At 71.0% G+C, this 13781-nt stretch carries 9 protein-coding genes and 1 tRNA gene; 5 read left to right on the top strand and 5 right to left on the bottom strand.

Features of this window, described 5'->3' with window-relative positions:
- Window positions 1–22: 22 nt before the first annotated feature.
- Window positions 23–1882: a hypothetical protein gene (locus tag NYZ95_RS00200; protein ID WP_262847554.1), complete on the bottom strand. Its 1860-nt coding sequence runs from the start codon at window positions 1880–1882 to the stop codon at window positions 23–25.
- A gap of 184 nt (window positions 1883–2066) precedes the next feature.
- Between NYZ95_RS00200 and NYZ95_RS00205 the strand changes: the two genes are divergently transcribed.
- Window positions 2067–2139 (top strand) — tRNA-Arg (locus NYZ95_RS00205).
- A gap of 51 nt (window positions 2140–2190) precedes the next feature.
- Here the strand turns inward: NYZ95_RS00205 and NYZ95_RS00210 are convergent.
- Entirely contained in the window at window positions 2191–2589 is a 399-nt protein-coding gene (locus NYZ95_RS00210) for a VOC family protein (protein ID WP_262847555.1), read from the bottom strand.
- Between the two features lie 104 nt (window positions 2590–2693).
- Here NYZ95_RS00210 and NYZ95_RS00215 point away from each other — a divergent pair, with 104 nt between their 5' ends.
- Together NYZ95_RS00215 and NYZ95_RS00220 are read left to right on the top strand one after the other, a co-directional pair.
- On the top strand, window positions 2694–3779 hold the full coding sequence (locus tag NYZ95_RS00215; RefSeq protein ID WP_262847556.1) for an S-(hydroxymethyl)mycothiol dehydrogenase: 1086 nt from the start codon (window positions 2694–2696) through the stop codon (window positions 3777–3779).
- The gene (locus tag NYZ95_RS00220; protein WP_262847558.1) at window positions 3779–4399 is read left to right on the top strand and encodes an MBL fold metallo-hydrolase; all 621 of its coding nucleotides are present in this window, start codon (window positions 3779–3781) and stop codon (window positions 4397–4399) included. The genes NYZ95_RS00215 and NYZ95_RS00220 overlap by 1 nt, the downstream gene beginning before the upstream one ends.
- 30 nt (window positions 4400–4429) lie before the next feature.
- Here NYZ95_RS00220 and NYZ95_RS00225 read toward each other — a convergent pair whose 3' ends face one another.
- Window positions 4430–7870, bottom strand: a complete 3441-nt coding sequence (locus NYZ95_RS00225; RefSeq protein ID WP_262847559.1) for a bifunctional proline dehydrogenase/L-glutamate gamma-semialdehyde dehydrogenase — start codon at window positions 7868–7870, stop codon at window positions 4430–4432.
- A gap of 105 nt (window positions 7871–7975) precedes the next feature.
- On the opposite strand from NYZ95_RS00225, the gene NYZ95_RS00230 reads away from it, so the two are divergent.
- A complete protein-coding gene (locus NYZ95_RS00230; RefSeq protein WP_262847560.1) occupies window positions 7976–8896 on the top strand; it encodes a LysR family transcriptional regulator in 921 nt (306 codons plus the stop codon).
- 17 nt (window positions 8897–8913) lie between these two features.
- Here NYZ95_RS00230 and NYZ95_RS00235 read toward each other — a convergent pair whose 3' ends face one another.
- Window positions 8914–9252, bottom strand: coding sequence for an ArsR/SmtB family transcription factor (locus tag NYZ95_RS00235; protein WP_262847561.1), 339 nt, complete (start codon window positions 9250–9252; stop codon window positions 8914–8916).
- 123 nt (window positions 9253–9375) lie between these two features.
- On the opposite strand from NYZ95_RS00235, the gene NYZ95_RS00240 reads away from it, so the two are divergent.
- Window positions 9376–11217: a phosphoenolpyruvate carboxykinase (GTP) gene (locus NYZ95_RS00240; protein ID WP_262847563.1), complete on the top strand. Its 1842-nt coding sequence runs from the start codon at window positions 9376–9378 to the stop codon at window positions 11215–11217.
- A 237-nt stretch (window positions 11218–11454) separates the two neighbouring features.
- On the opposite strand, the gene NYZ95_RS00245 is transcribed toward NYZ95_RS00240, so the two are convergent.
- On the bottom strand, window positions 11455–13653 hold the full coding sequence (locus tag NYZ95_RS00245) for an N-acetylmuramoyl-L-alanine amidase (protein ID WP_262847564.1): 2199 nt from the start codon (window positions 13651–13653) through the stop codon (window positions 11455–11457).
- Between the last annotated feature and the right edge of the window lie 128 nt (window positions 13654–13781).

Here is a 13781-nt window from a genome sequence, read left to right on the forward strand (position 1 = left end):
CCCTTGGCCGTACGAGCGGGTGTCAGCGCTTCTTGGGCGCCTTGCCGTAGCGGATCACGGGGAGCATGACACCGCCGCTGACCACGGTGGCGGTCGCCTTGCGGGCCGTCTTGTCGACCGCGCGGCGGCCCGAGCCCATGCTCAGCACCGCGGTCACGTCGTTGCCGCGCTCCGCGGTCGACATCGCGCGGATGAGGCCCGGCAGCCCGGTGGCGTCGCCCGCGGCTGCGTACGCCTCCTCGCTGTACTCCTCGTAGTACTCCCACTCGTCCTGGCCCATGCCGGCGCCGCCGGTGATCGAGAGGAGGCCGATCGGGCTCTTGAGCTTCTTGCGAGGCACCTTGACCTTGAGGCTCACGACCTTGCGCGCGGGGCCGGCCGCGCCCTTGTCGCGCACCAGCGTCACGCGCAGGCGCAGGTAGCCGCCGCGGCGCGCCATCACGCCGTCCTCGTCGTTGACCGTCGTCCACTGGCCGAACTGCTTGGCCTGGACGCGGCCGACCGAGTACGCCTTGTACCCCTCGTTGACCGTCGACGTCTGGGTGGCGTCGACGATCGTCACGGGCTCGAAGTCGTTCGACAGCAGCGACTCGATGTCGCCGGCGAGCTGATCGGCGGCGCCCGCGGTGATGTCGGACCGGTCGGCAGTGATGTCGCTGCGGCGGTAGGTCAGGATCTGCCCGTTCGCGCGGCGCAGGCGGATCGTGCGGGTGGCGCGGGCCTCGCCGCCGAACGTGCCGTCGGTGACCGTCCAGGAGTCGTAGCTCGACTGCATCGCCGCGAGCGTGGAGATCCAGTCCGGCGACACGGCGGTGCTCGACGAGGTGCGCGTACGAGTGCCGAAGCGGTTGGTCGTCGTGATCTTGGCACCGGTGGGCACCGCCCCCACGGTGCCGACGATCGCCGCGAGCCGGTCCTGCGTCACAGAGCCGATCGGGGCGCCCACGTTGGCCAGCTTGAACGAGCCGTCGAGGTCACGCTCGACGTAGACGGCGTCGGCGCCGTGCAGCGAGAGCTTGGTCTTGCCCTTCCAGTCCATCGGGTGCCCGAACGCGTAGACGGTCGAGTCGCAGACCGCGGTCGTGGTGCCGACGCCGGCGAGCGTGAACGACCCGTACGAGTACGAGGCGGCGACGTTCGAGCCCGGTGCGACAGGGATCTTCTGCGTGCTCGTACGCCCGCTGGCGCTGCCCGAGCGGAACGTGACGCCCTTGAGGCGCGCCTTCTTGGCGATGGCGTTGGCCTTCGCGGTCGACAGCCCGGCCGGCAGCGCCACGGGCGTCGGGAGGCGGCGCATGGAGCCGGAGGTGGCGGCGGCGGAGGCACCGGTCGACCGCATGGCCGAGGCGACCTTCGAGGTGATCGGCGCTGCCGCGGCGGCACCGTACGAGCCGGCGCGGTAGAGGTCGGCGGCCGGGGTGACGCCCGCGTACTCGCTCGGCGCGTACGACTGCCCGTACGAGACCGCGCCGACGAGGCGGCCGTCGGCGGCGTACAGCGGGGTGCCGGACATCCCGGACCAGATCCCGCGGTCGACGGCGCCTGCGGCGTTGGTGATGCGCGAGCCCGACATCTTGAAGATCAGCATGTCGATGCCGGGGGCGATGCCGTCCTCGAGAGTCCCGACGAACTCGCCGGTGACGGTGTCCGGTGTCGTGCCGGAGGAGACCGTGAGCCCCTCGACCGTCGTGCCGGGGGTGGTGCTGGTCGGGCGGACGAGCTCGGCAGCGGGGAAGGCGGCGGGGCACGCAGAGCCGACGGCGGGAGCCGTCGGGGTGTCGGCGAGCGCGGGGCCCGTCATCGCCAGCGTCGCGGCGGTGACGGCCGTCAGGGCGACGACGGTCGTGAGCGGGCGCCTTCGGGCACGCACGGGTGGGGTCATGGGGGTACCTCGGATCTACGGGGGTTGCGGCCATCGGCGCAGTTCAGAACACTGCCACCGGCCAGGGAAACCTATCGCGAGGAGAGGTTCTCGCGGGTGGTTTGCACACGAAGGGGCATCCCCGATTTCGGTCTCCTGGGACGACCCGCTAGAGTAGGGGTCGCTTCGCAGGAATGCGCAGCGGGCGCTCGTAGCTCAACGGATAGAGCATCTGACTACGGATCAGAAGGTTAGGGGTTCGAATCCCTTCGAGCGCGCAGATCATCACCGAGGCCGGTCCCTCTCGAGGGGGCCGGCCTTCGTGCTGTTCAGGCAGGGTGCTGCGAGAGCAGGTCCCAGCGGTTGCCGACCAGGTCGAGGAACACCGCGACGCGCCCGTACGGCTCCGTACGAGGCTCGGACAGGAACCGGACTCCTGCCGCCCTCATCGGGTCCACGCACGCGTCGAAGTCGTCGACCCGCAGGAAGAGGCCGACCCTCCCGGCGAACTGGTCGCCGACGGCGCGCTCCTGGCGTTCGCCGTCGGCGCGCGCGAGGAGGAGTCCCGTGCCGCCACCCGCCGGACGTACGACGACCCACCGCTTCGGCCGGCCGTCGTTGGTCTGGGAGGGCGAGTCCTCGGCGAGCTCGAATCCGAGGACGTCGACGAAGAACCTGATCGCCTCGTCGTAGTCGGGGACGATCAGCGAGACGAGGTCGAGGTGCATCCGGTCACGCTACGGCCCGCCTGAATCCGGCGCGGACCGAGCATCTGCGAGCCGGAAGGTAGCGTGAACGAGCAGCGAGACAGCGACGAGAAGTGAGGCAACGGATGCACGAGGTCAAGGGTGTCGTGGCGAGGGCCGTCGGAGAGCCGGTGAGCCTGGAGACGATCCTGGTGCCCGACCCGGGTCCGGGCGAGGCGCTGGTGAAGATCGAGGCGTGCGGCGTCTGCCACACCGACCTCCACTACCGGGAGGGCGGGATCAACGACGAGTTCCCGTTCCTGCTCGGCCACGAGGCCGCGGGCATCGTCGAGGCCGTCGGCGAGGGGGTCACCACGGTTGCTCCCGGCGACTTCGTCGTCTTGAACTGGCGCGCGGTTTGCGGTGAGTGCCGGGCCTGCGAGCGCGGCGAGCCGCAGTACTGCTTCAACACCCACAACGCGACCCAGCAGATGACGCTGGCCGACGGCACGCCGCTCACTCCGGCGCTGGGCATCGGCGCCTTCGCCGAGAAGACGCTCGTCGCCGCTGGGCAGTGCACGAAGGTCGACCCCGAGGCGCGGCCCGCGGCCGTCGGCCTGCTGGGCTGCGGCGTGATGGCTGGCATCGGCGCGGCGATCAACACCGGCAACGTCGGCCGCGGCAAGTCCGTCGCCGTGATCGGCTGCGGCGGCGTGGGGGTCGCCGCGATCGCGGGCTCCGCGCTCGCCGGCGCCGGGACGATCATCGCCGTCGACATCGACGCCAAGAAGCTCGATGCCGCGACGCGCCTGGGCGCCACCCACACGGTCAACTCGTCGGAGACGGACGCGGTCGAGGCGATCAAGGAGCTGACGGGCGGGTTCGGCGCCGACGTCGTCATCGACGCGGTCGGGCGTCCGGAGACCTGGAAGCAGGCGTTCTACGCCCGCGACCTCGCCGGGACGGTCGTCCTCGTGGGTGTCCCCACGCCGGACATGGAGCTGCCCGACATCCCGCTGATCGACTTCTTCTCCCGCGGGGGTGCGCTCAAGTCGTCCTGGTACGGAGACTGCCTGCCGAGCCGCGACTTCCCGATGTTCGTCGACCTCTACCGCCAGGGGCGCCTCGACCTCGACGCATTCGTCACCGAGGAGATCGGGATCGGCGACGTGGAGGCGGCCTTCGAGCGGATGCACCACGGCGACGTCCTGCGCTCGGTGGTGGTGCTCTGATGAGCACGTCGCCCGGCCCGCGTGTCGACCACGGTGTCGTCGCCGGCACGTTCTCGCTCGACGGTGAGACGTTCGACGTCGACAACAACGTCTGGGTGGTCGGTGACGACTCGGAGTGCGTCGTGATCGATGCCCCGCACGACGTCGACGCCATCCTCGCCGTCGTCGGCGACCGTACGGTCAAGGCGATCGTGTGCACCCACGCGCACGACGACCACGTACGGGTGGCGCCCGCACTGCGCGAGCGTGTCGGTGCACCGATCTTCCTGCATCCTGCCGACAAGCCGCTGTGGGAGCTCACGCACGCCGACGAGCTGTGGGACGTCGACCTGACGGACGGTCAGCGCATCCCGGTCGGCGGCACGACTCTCGAGGTTCTCCACACGCCGGGTCACGCGCCGGGCGCGGTCTGCCTGTACGTCGCGGACCTCGGCGTCGTCTTCACCGGCGACACCCTCTTCGAGGGCGGACCCGGCGCGACGGGACGGTCGTACTCGGACCGCCCGACGATCGAGGACTCGATCCGTACGCGGCTGTTCGCGCTGCCGGACGAGACCGTCGTGCACACCGGGCACGGGGCCGACACGACGATCGGCGCGGAGAAGGCCAACCTCGGCTGACGCCCGCGCCCACGCTGGTCGGCGGCCCGCTCAGAGCAGGCCGTCGACCAGCGTCGTCGGTGTCCCGAAGCGGTGGGCAGTGACCGCGACCGCCTGCTCGTGGACGAACGTGAGGAGCTCGACGCGTCCTGCCTCGACGACCGGCTGCGCGTACAGCGCGAGCTCGGGGCGCCCGCCGGTCGCCGTCGCGAACGCCACCGGGTCACCACCGATCAGGCGCACGCGACCCGCCGGGAGACCCGCGAGGGCGTCCCGCCAGGCAGCGGCGTCCTCGACGACCGGCGTCACCCCGACGTCACGGAGCGCGACGGTCACCGGCTCGGGCAGCGGCTCAGCGGTCGAGACGCGCATCGGGGCGCCCGTACGCAGTCCGGCGCCGACGACCCGGAGCAACTCTGCAGGCGAGCCCGCCTCCAGGCGGATCCAGGCCGGCACCGGCAGGTGGCGCAGCACGTTGCGCTCGATCTCCAGACCCGTGACGTCCTTCGCGACGCCGAGGTCCGCGGTCCACACCGCGGCGTCCGAGCCGAGGGCGCGCGCGAGGTATGCGGCGTCCTTCTCGTCGAGGAAGCCGCGTGCGTGCGCGAGCAGCCGCTGCGGCGCACCGTCGACGTCCGCGGTGGTGGTGGCTGGCGCGGTCGCCCAGTCGCTCAGCCCGATGAGATAGCTGGGCCCGCCCGCCTTCGTACCCGCACCGACCGAGCTCTTCTTCCAGCCGCCGAACGGCTGGCGCCGCACGATCGCACCGGTGATGCCCCGGTTGACGTACAGGTTGCCCGCCTCCACCGTCGCGAGCCATTGTGCGATCTCGTCGCGGTCGAACGAGTGCAGGCCCGCAGTGAGGCCGTACTCGACCTCGTTCTGGATCGCGACCGCCTCCTCGAGAGACTCGGCGGTCATCAGGCCGAGGACGGGACCGAAGTACTCGGTGAGGTGGTACTCCGAGCCGCGTCGTACGCCGGTCTTGACCCCCGGCGACCACAGGCGGCCGCCGTCGGGTGCGTCGGCGTCGAGAAGGCGGGGCTCGACCAGCCACTGCTCGCCCGGGCCGAGGGTGGTGAGCGCGCGGGCGAGCTTGCCGGACGCGGGCTCGATGATCGGCCCCATCTGCGAGGTCGGGTCGGACGGGTAGCCGACCTTCAGCGAGCTCACCGCGTCGACCAGCTGCTCACGGAACCTGCGCGAGGTCGCGACCGATCCGACCAGGATGCCCAGCGAGGCGGCCGAGCACTTCTGACCCGCGTGCCCGAACGCGGAGGCGACGAGGTCCTTCACAGCGAGATCGAGGTCGGCGTGCGGGGTGACGACGAGCGCGTTCTTGCCGCTGGTCTCGGCCATCAGCGGCAGGTCGGGGCGGAACGAGCGGAAGAGCTCGGCGGTCTCGAACGCGCCGGTGAGGATCAGCCGGTCCACGGCGGGGTGCGCGATGAGCTGCCGGCCGAGGTCGCTCTCCTCGACGTGCACGAGGCGCAGCGCCTCGCGAGGGACGCCGGCGGCCCAGAGCGCCTCCACCATGACCGAGCCGCAGCGGCGGGCCTGGGTGGCGGGCTTGACGACGACCGACGAGCCGGCCGCGAGTGCCGCGAGCGTGGAGCCGGCGGGGATCGCGACGGGGAAGTTCCACGGGGGCGTGACGACGGTGACCCGGACGGGGTGGGCGACCGCACCGTCGATGCGGTCGAGGTCCTCGGCGAGGCCGGCGTAGTACGCGGCGAAGTCGATGGCCTCCGACACCTCGGGATCACCCTGGTCGAGGGTCTTGCCGCACTCCGAGGCCATCACCTCGAGGAGGTCGGCACGCCGTCGCTCCAGCTCGACCACGGCACGACGGAGGATGACCGCCCGCTCCGCGCCCGTACGGTCACCCCACCCGCTCGCCGCGGCGTCGGCGACGATCCGGTCGAGCGCGTCGGCGTCCGTGACCAGGTGGGCGGCGACCAGGTCGTCACCGCGCGTCGAGGTCGCGACGCGTTGCGTGATCACGCGCGCCCACTCGCGGTTGCCCGGCAACGACGGGTCGGTGTCGGGGGTGTTGGCGAACTCCGTCGGAGGAGTCTCGTCGACCGGCTTCCGGCGGTCCTGCGTGCGGTTCGGCGACGGGACCGTGTCGTCGAGGGCTTCGAGCGACGCCACGAACCGGGCGCGCTCGCGTGCGAACAGCCCGGAGTCGTCGTGCAGGTCGAACACCGCAGACATGAAGTTGTCCTGGCTCGCGCCTTCCTCGAGCCTCCGTACGAGGTAGGCGATCGCGACGTCGAACTCCCGCGGGTGCACCACCGGGGTGTAGAGGAGGAGCCCGCCGACGGTCTCCTTCACCGCGGCGGCCTGCCCTTCGGCCATGCCGAGGAGCATCTCGAACTCGATCCCGTCCCGGACACCGCGGCGCCCGGCGAGCACCCACGCGTACGCGACGTCGAAGAGGTTGTGCCCAGCGATGCCGAGCCGTACGTTCTCGAGCCGTTCGGGCGTCATGGCCCAGCCGAGGACGCGCTTGTAGTTCGTGTCGGACTCCTGCTTCGTCGACCAGGTCGCGAGCGGCCAGCCGTGCAGTGTCGCCTCGACCCGCTCCATCGGCAGGTTGGCGCCCTTGACGACGCGGACCTTGATCGCCGCGCCCCCGCGCGCTCGCCGCTTCGCCGCCCACTCCTGCAGGTGCTGCATCGCCGCCAACGCGTCGGGGAGGTAGGCCTGGAGGACGATCCCGGCCTCGAGGTCGGTGAGCTCGGGGCGGTCGAGCAGGCGGGTGAAGACCGCGATGGTGAGGTCGAGGTCGCGGTACTCCTCCATGTCGAGGTTGATGAACTTCGGCGTCGGGGCCTGCGCCGCCAGCTGGAACAGCGGCAGCAGGCTCTTCTCGATGTGCGCGACGGCCTCGTCGAAGGCCCACGGGGAGTGCGGTGCCACGGTGGCCGACACCTTGATCGACACGTAGTCGACGTCGTCACGCGCCAGGAGCCGGCGCGTGCCCTCGAGGCGGCGGTCGGCCTCCTTCTCGCCGAGCACCGCCTCGCCGAGGAGGTTGACGTTCAGGCGGACGTCGCGCTGACGCAGCCGGGCGATCGCCTTGCCAAGGCGGCTGTCCGTGGCGTCGATGAGGAGGTGGCCGACCATGTGGCGCAGGACGCGGCGTACGACCGGGATCACGAGGCCGGGTGCGACGGCCGAGACGGCGGCTCCGAGCCGTACGCCCGCACGCAGGTGCCACGGGAGGAAGCGGGGCGTGGTGCGCGCGAGCTCGCGGAGGCTCTGGGCGGCGACGCGAGGGTCCTCGGGGCGGATCACCCGGTCGACGAACCCCACGGTGAAGTCCAGCCCGGCGGGGTCCTTGAGGACGGCGGCGAGCTGACGCGCGGCCGGGTCGACGGGCTTGGTCGCCGCGACGTCCAGCCACCGTCGTACGAGGCCCTCGACCTCGCGGACCAGCTCGTCGTCGACACCGACGTCGTACGGGGTGGGGCTCAGCGGGGACATGCTCTCTCCCAGGAAAGAAGGAGTGGGGATGACGCCAGTATCCGCGCGACTTTTCGTAAGGTAAAGTGACGTTTTCTGACCATTACTGCTCAGAGGAAGTGAACGATGCTGGACGTGCGGCGCCTGCGTCTCCTCCGCGAGCTCAGCCTCCGCGGGACCCTCGCCGAGGTCGCCGAGGCGCTGCACCAGAGCCCGTCTTCGGTGTCCCAGCAGCTGTCCCAGCTCGAACGGGAGGTCGGCGTCCCCCTGCTGCGCAAGGCCGGGCGTCGCGTCCAGCTCACGCCGGCTGCGGAGCTGCTCGTGAGCCACACCGACGTGATCCTCCAACGCCTCGAGCAGGCGGAGTCCGAGGTGAGCGCGCTCGGCGACGAGGCGGTCGGCACCCTGCGGGTCGCCGTCTTCCAGTCGGCGGCGCTCGCCTTCATGCCGCAGCTCCTCGCCGACCTGGCCGTGCGTCATCCGCGGCTGCGCGTGACCATGACCCAGCGCGAGCCGGAGGACGCGCTGTACGAGACGTGGGTGCGCGAGTTCGACCTCGTGGTCGCCGAGCAGTACCCGGGGCACGCCGCTCCGTGGCACCCCGAGCTCGACCGCGACCCGCTGACGACCGACGCGCTGCGCCTCGCCGTGCCGCCGAGCGGTGACCCGTGGTCGGCGATCGAGAAGATCGAGGACGCGGCCCACGTGCCGTGGGTGATGGAGCCGCAGGGGGCGGCGTCGCGGCACTGGGCGCTGCAGATGTGCCGTACGGCGGGGTTCGAGCCCGACGTCCGTTACGAGACCGCGGACCTCCAGGCGCACGTCGCGCTCGTCGAGACCGGCAACGCCGTCGCGCTGCTGCCGGGGCTGATGGGCGTACGACGCGCGCCGGAGGTGCGCATGGTCGACCTCCCCGGCGCCCCGCGGCGTACGGTCTTCACCGCGACCCGCGCCTCCCTCGCCGACACCGCGTCGGTCGCCGCGTGCCGCGCGTCGCTGCACCGCATCCTCCGCACGCTGGAAGGCGCGGACGCGCCGCGGGAGTGAGCCCGCGGCGCGACGTCTCAGCCGCCGTCGCGACGCAGCGCCGCGAGCATCCCCTCGGTGTCCTGCCAGATGTCGGCGAGGATCCGGCGGCCCGCCGCGAGCAGGTCCTCGACGTCGGAGGTCGACAGCTCGTACAGGACCGTCGAGCCGTGTCGTGACGAGGTGACGAGTCCGGCGCGGCGCAGGACCGCGAGCTGCTGCGAGAGGTTGGACGCCTCGATCTCGAGCTCGTTGAGGAGCTCGCGCACCGGCGTCGGCCCGGCCTGGAGGATCTCGAGGACGCGGATGCGGACGGGGTGGCCGAGCGTACGGAACAGCTCGGCCTTCGCCTGGTAAAGCGGTACGTTGCTCGTCATCGCCTCTGGTCCCGCGGACGCGTCGAATGGTGCTCGGGGCAACAAACGTAGGGGTTCTTGCAGAGTTCTTCAAGTCATGTACCCTTCATCGCACCTTGCCGATCTGAAAGGACCCGAAGACAGATGGCAGATCCCGACAAGGCCATGGACGAGGCCGGACTCTCCAACCCTCGTGTGCGCGAGTACGTCCGCCACTGGGCTGAGCTCACCGGCGCGGACCGTGTCGAGGTCGTCAGCGCCGCCGACGACGCGCGCCTGATCGACGAGGCCCTGGCGGCCGGGGAGCTGGAGCCCGCAGGTGAGGGCCGCTACTACTCCCGCAGCTACCACAAGGACACCGCGCGCTCCGAGGAGCGCACGATCGTCGCGACCAACGACCCCCGTCACAAGGGCGTCTACAACAACTGGCGGCCCGCGTCGGAGATGCGGCCGCTCCTCGAGAGCAAGATGCGCGGTGCGCTGGTCGGCAAGACGATGTACGTCGTCCCGTACCTGATGGCACCTCCGGGCAACGCGCTCGCACCCTGGGCCGCGGGTGTCGAGCTCACCGACACCCGGACCGTCGTGCTCCACATGATCCGCATGGCGCGGGTGGGGTCGGAGTTCGTCAACGACCTCGAGGACCCCGACAGCTTCGTGCGCGCCGTCCACGTCACCGGCGAGCTCGAGTCCCTCGGGCACGGCACGCCGGACGACCAGCGCTACTTCTGCACGGTCGCCGACGAGCGGACGATCCTCCACTTCGGCTCCTCGTACGGCGGCAACGCGCTGCTCGGCAAGATCGCGCACGGCCTGCGCCAGGGGGCGTACGACGGGTGGGACTCGCGCAAGTTCCTCGCCGAGCAGTACATGCTCATCGGCATCCACGACAAGGAGACCGGCGAGACGTACCACGTCTGCGGCGGCTTCCCGAGCGCCTCGGGCAAGACGAACCTCGCGATGATGCTGCCGCCGGACGCGCTCGGCGACCGCTACCACGTGTCGTTCTACGGCGACGACATCGCGTGGCTGTGGGTCGACGAGGAGTCGGGCCGTCTCTACGGGATGAACCCGGAGTACGGCGTCTTCGGTGTCGCGAAGGACACGAACGAGACCACGAACCCGACGGCGCTGCGGTCCATCGCCGAGGGCACGGGCACGATCTTCACCAACGTCGCGTACAACCCGCAGACCCAGGAGGTCTGGTGGGAGGGCCGTACGCCCGAGCCGCCGGCCGACGTCACCGGGTGGCTCGACTGGAAGGGCAACCCGATCGCCGACCGGACGCCCGAGCAGGCCGGCGAGCCGTGGGCGCACCCGAACAGCCGCTTCACGACGACGCTCGACAACGTCCCCAACATCGCGCCGGACTACAACGCCGCCTCGGGCGTGCCGATCGACGCGATCATCTTCGGTGGACGCACCCGCGACCGCGAGCCGCTGATCCGGGCGATCACCGACCTCGCCGAGGGCGTGTACGACGGCCTGACCCTGGGTGCGGAGGCGACCTTCGCCGCCGAGGGCGTCGACGGGCAGCTGCGGTACGACCCGATGTCCAACCGGCCGTTCATGGCGTACGGGGAGGGCGACTACGCGCGGCACTACCTCGACGTGGTCGGGGCTGCGAAGGAGCTGCCGATCTTCGCGCACGTCAACTGGTTCCAGCGTGACCCGGAGGACGGGCACTTCCTGTGGCCCGGATACCGCGAGAACCTCCGCCCGCTCCTGTGGCTGATCCAGCTCAAGAAGGGCGAGGTCACCGGTCGCCAGACGCCGGTCGGCATCCTCCCGACGAAGGAGGAGCTGCTGCTCGACGGCGTCGACATCACGCCGGAGGACCTCGACAAGATCCTCTCCATCGACGTCGACCGCTGGCGTCAGGAGATCGGCTTCCGCGAGGAGCACCTCGAGCAGTTCGAGCGGATGCCGGAGGAGATCTGGGAGGCGCACCGCCGCGTCGCCGCCGCCCTCGACGCCGAGGCCTGACGCCGCTCGCGGTTTCCCCCGCCAGCGTGGCGTCCTCCGGTTGGCGTGGCATGTTTGCCACGCCAACCAGAGTTTCGTGCGCTGGCGGGGGAAACTCCCGCGAGGTCGCCGGTGTCCGGGCGGGGCCGACATTCCGTTGGCCCCAACGGAGAGTGGCGGCCCCACCTGAAACCTGCGGTGGGGCTCGCATCCTTCGGTGGTCCCAACGGAACGTGGCCCAGCCCGCGCTGGCGGTGGTTAGCGGCGCACCTTGGCGGTCGGGAGCGACGGCGCCAGCATCGGGTGGAGCGCCGGATCCTTGACCGACACCACGGCGACGATCCGCTTGCCGACGTCGGCCGGCCGGACGTCGTACCGGTACGACGTCGCGCCGTCGACCCGCCGCCCACCGACCAGCCACGTGTAGCCGAAGCGCGTGACCTCGCGCGACCACGAGCCGTTGCTCACCGTGAGTGTCGCGCCCACCTTCGCCTCCCCGCTGATCCGCGGCAGCGCGGTCGGCACCACCACACGCTTGCCGGGGTCGTCGAGGACGACGTCGTCGGCCTTCACGAAGACCTGCTTGTGGGCGTACCAGAGCTGGTAGTAGCGCAGCTGGCCCTTCACCACGGTCCGGTCGTCCGGGATCGAGCCGTCGAACGACTTCGCGTAGTAGTAGTCGGTCTCGACGTCGTCGTCGCTGACGGCGTACCGCTGCCCGACGCCGACGGTGTACTCGAGCGCCGAGTGCGCCTGGTACGGGATCGCGTACGGCGCGTACGCCTCCTGCTCGGGATAGGCGCGCCCGAAGATCGGCGCCGCAGTCGTGGCGGACGTCGTCGTCACCGTCTTCGCGGTCGTACGGAACACCACCGGCTTGTCGGCCGGGTTGTGGACCCACACCAGCGAGCCGGCCCACCACACGCCGAGCCAGTCTTCACGCACCTCGGCGACGACCAGCTTGTGACCGGACTGCACGCGCGCGCTGATGTCGCTGGCGTACGTCGTGCCGGCGGCGCCGGTCGGCTTCCAGCCCGGATCCTTCGCCAGCGGCGCGTCGGCTGCCGGGGCCTGGCGGGCGAGGACGAAGTTCGTCCCCTGACCTTCGACGCAGTCCCCTGAGCCCGGCGACGCCTGCTGGCATCCGGTGATCGTGTTGACGTTGTCCGCGTACCCGCCGCGCACCTCGACGACGTCGCCGGCCTTCACAGCGGGGGTGTTCTTCGCCGACTGCCCGATCGGGGCACCGAGCAGGTCGAAGTAATGCTCCCAGTCCCAGTACGGTCCCGGGTCCCAGTGCACGCTCCGCGTCGAGCCGTACGCGACCCCGGGCACCTGGTCGTGCCCGATGATGTGGGCGCGGTCGAGCGGGATGTCGTGGGTGTGCGCGAGGTGGCGCACGAGCTTCGCCGACTGCTGGTACATCGCCTCGGTGAACCAGCCGGCCGATCCCGCCCAGCCCTCGTGCTCCAGGCCGATCCCGTGTGCGTTGACGTACCAGTTGCCGGCGTGCCAGCCGACGTCCTTCGGGTCCAGGTGGTTGGCGATGTGGCCGTCCGAGGAGCGGATCGTGTAGTTCCACGCGAGGTACGAGGGGTCGGTGACGAGCCGGATGGTCGGGTCGTACGCGGTCTCGGTGTCGTGGATGACGATGTACTTGAGCTTCGGACCACCCGGCCCGGTGCGGTCGGCCTTGTCGTGGTTGCCGTAGTTGCCGGTGCTGTCGGGCGCCGACGGGTCGAGCTTCGCGTACCCGGCGGGGATCCACTCGCACCCGAGGTCGGGCGGGCAGTCCGTCTCGGGGTCGCTCTGCGCGGGATCGGCGACGGTGATCGTCGGGTCACCCTCGAGGGTCACCTGCTCGCCCGTCGACGTGATTCGTTGCTGGCCGGTCCGCGCGGTCCTGAGCACCTGGGTGACGAAGCTGTCGGCCGTCGCGAACCTGCGGATCGCCGGCTCCCACGCGTTCGCCGGAGTGTCCTGCTCGAGATCGGGCGCGTACGAGGCGGTGAGCGCGGCCGCGGCGCAGAGGTTCGCGCGGTCGTTCGTACGGACGTCCGTCGGGGCCAGCCCGGTGAGCGCGGCGCCGCGGTCGATCTCGCTCGTGGTCGCGGCCTTCGGAGCCGGATCGCCCTTACCTGCGCCGTCCGGCACCGGGGCGGTGGTCGACTTGAGGTTGAACATGCCGTACCCGCCGTCGTTGCTCGCCTTGCCGCTGTGCCCCTCCCAGCGCGACTGCATGTACGAGACGGAGCGCAGGAGGTCGGCGGGCACGTCGGCGGTGGCGGCCGCGGCGTCGAAGGCGGCGTCGAGGGTGGGCGCTGCGAGGACGGTGGAGCAGTCGACGTCGGGTCGGGCGAAGGTGGGTGAAGCCGAGACGAGCGAGGCTGGCAGAGCGGTCAGCAGCAAGGCCGACGCTCCTCCAGCCACGCCGACCCGGACTAAGGGAGTGCGCATGCGGGTGGCTCCTTCCGGCACGTGATCGGTTCACGCGATCTTTGGATGCAAGCGCAAACACAGCGATCTCGCCACGCGAAGTGTCACCGCGACGACCAAGATCTGTTACGTAAACGCGCAGCGGGCCG

Origin of the sequence: Mumia quercus, assembly GCF_025506335.1 — a bacterium.
Lineage (GTDB): Bacteria > Actinomycetota > Actinomycetes > Propionibacteriales > Nocardioidaceae > Mumia > Mumia quercus.

Bases quoted from the DNA above. Each gene is read 5' to 3' on its own strand.
- NYZ95_RS00200 (WP_262847554.1), bottom strand. From the start codon at position 1,882: ATGACCCCACCCGTGCGTGCCCGAAGGCGCCCGCTCACGACCGTCGTC.
- NYZ95_RS00210 (WP_262847555.1), bottom strand. From the start codon at position 2,589: ATGCACCTCGACCTCGTCTCGCTGATCGTCCCCGACTACGACGAGGCG.
- NYZ95_RS00215 (WP_262847556.1), top strand. From the start codon at position 2,694: ATGCACGAGGTCAAGGGTGTCGTGGCGAGGGCCGTCGGAGAGCCGGTG.
- NYZ95_RS00220 (WP_262847558.1), top strand. From the start codon at position 3,779: ATGAGCACGTCGCCCGGCCCGCGTGTCGACCACGGTGTCGTCGCCGGC.
- NYZ95_RS00225 (WP_262847559.1), bottom strand. From the start codon at position 7,870: ATGTCCCCGCTGAGCCCCACCCCGTACGACGTCGGTGTCGACGACGAG.
- NYZ95_RS00230 (WP_262847560.1), top strand. From the start codon at position 7,976: ATGCTGGACGTGCGGCGCCTGCGTCTCCTCCGCGAGCTCAGCCTCCGC.
- NYZ95_RS00235 (WP_262847561.1), bottom strand. From the start codon at position 9,252: ATGACGAGCAACGTACCGCTTTACCAGGCGAAGGCCGAGCTGTTCCGT.
- NYZ95_RS00240 (WP_262847563.1), top strand. From the start codon at position 9,376: ATGGCAGATCCCGACAAGGCCATGGACGAGGCCGGACTCTCCAACCCT.
- NYZ95_RS00245 (WP_262847564.1), bottom strand. From the start codon at position 13,653: ATGCGCACTCCCTTAGTCCGGGTCGGCGTGGCTGGAGGAGCGTCGGCC.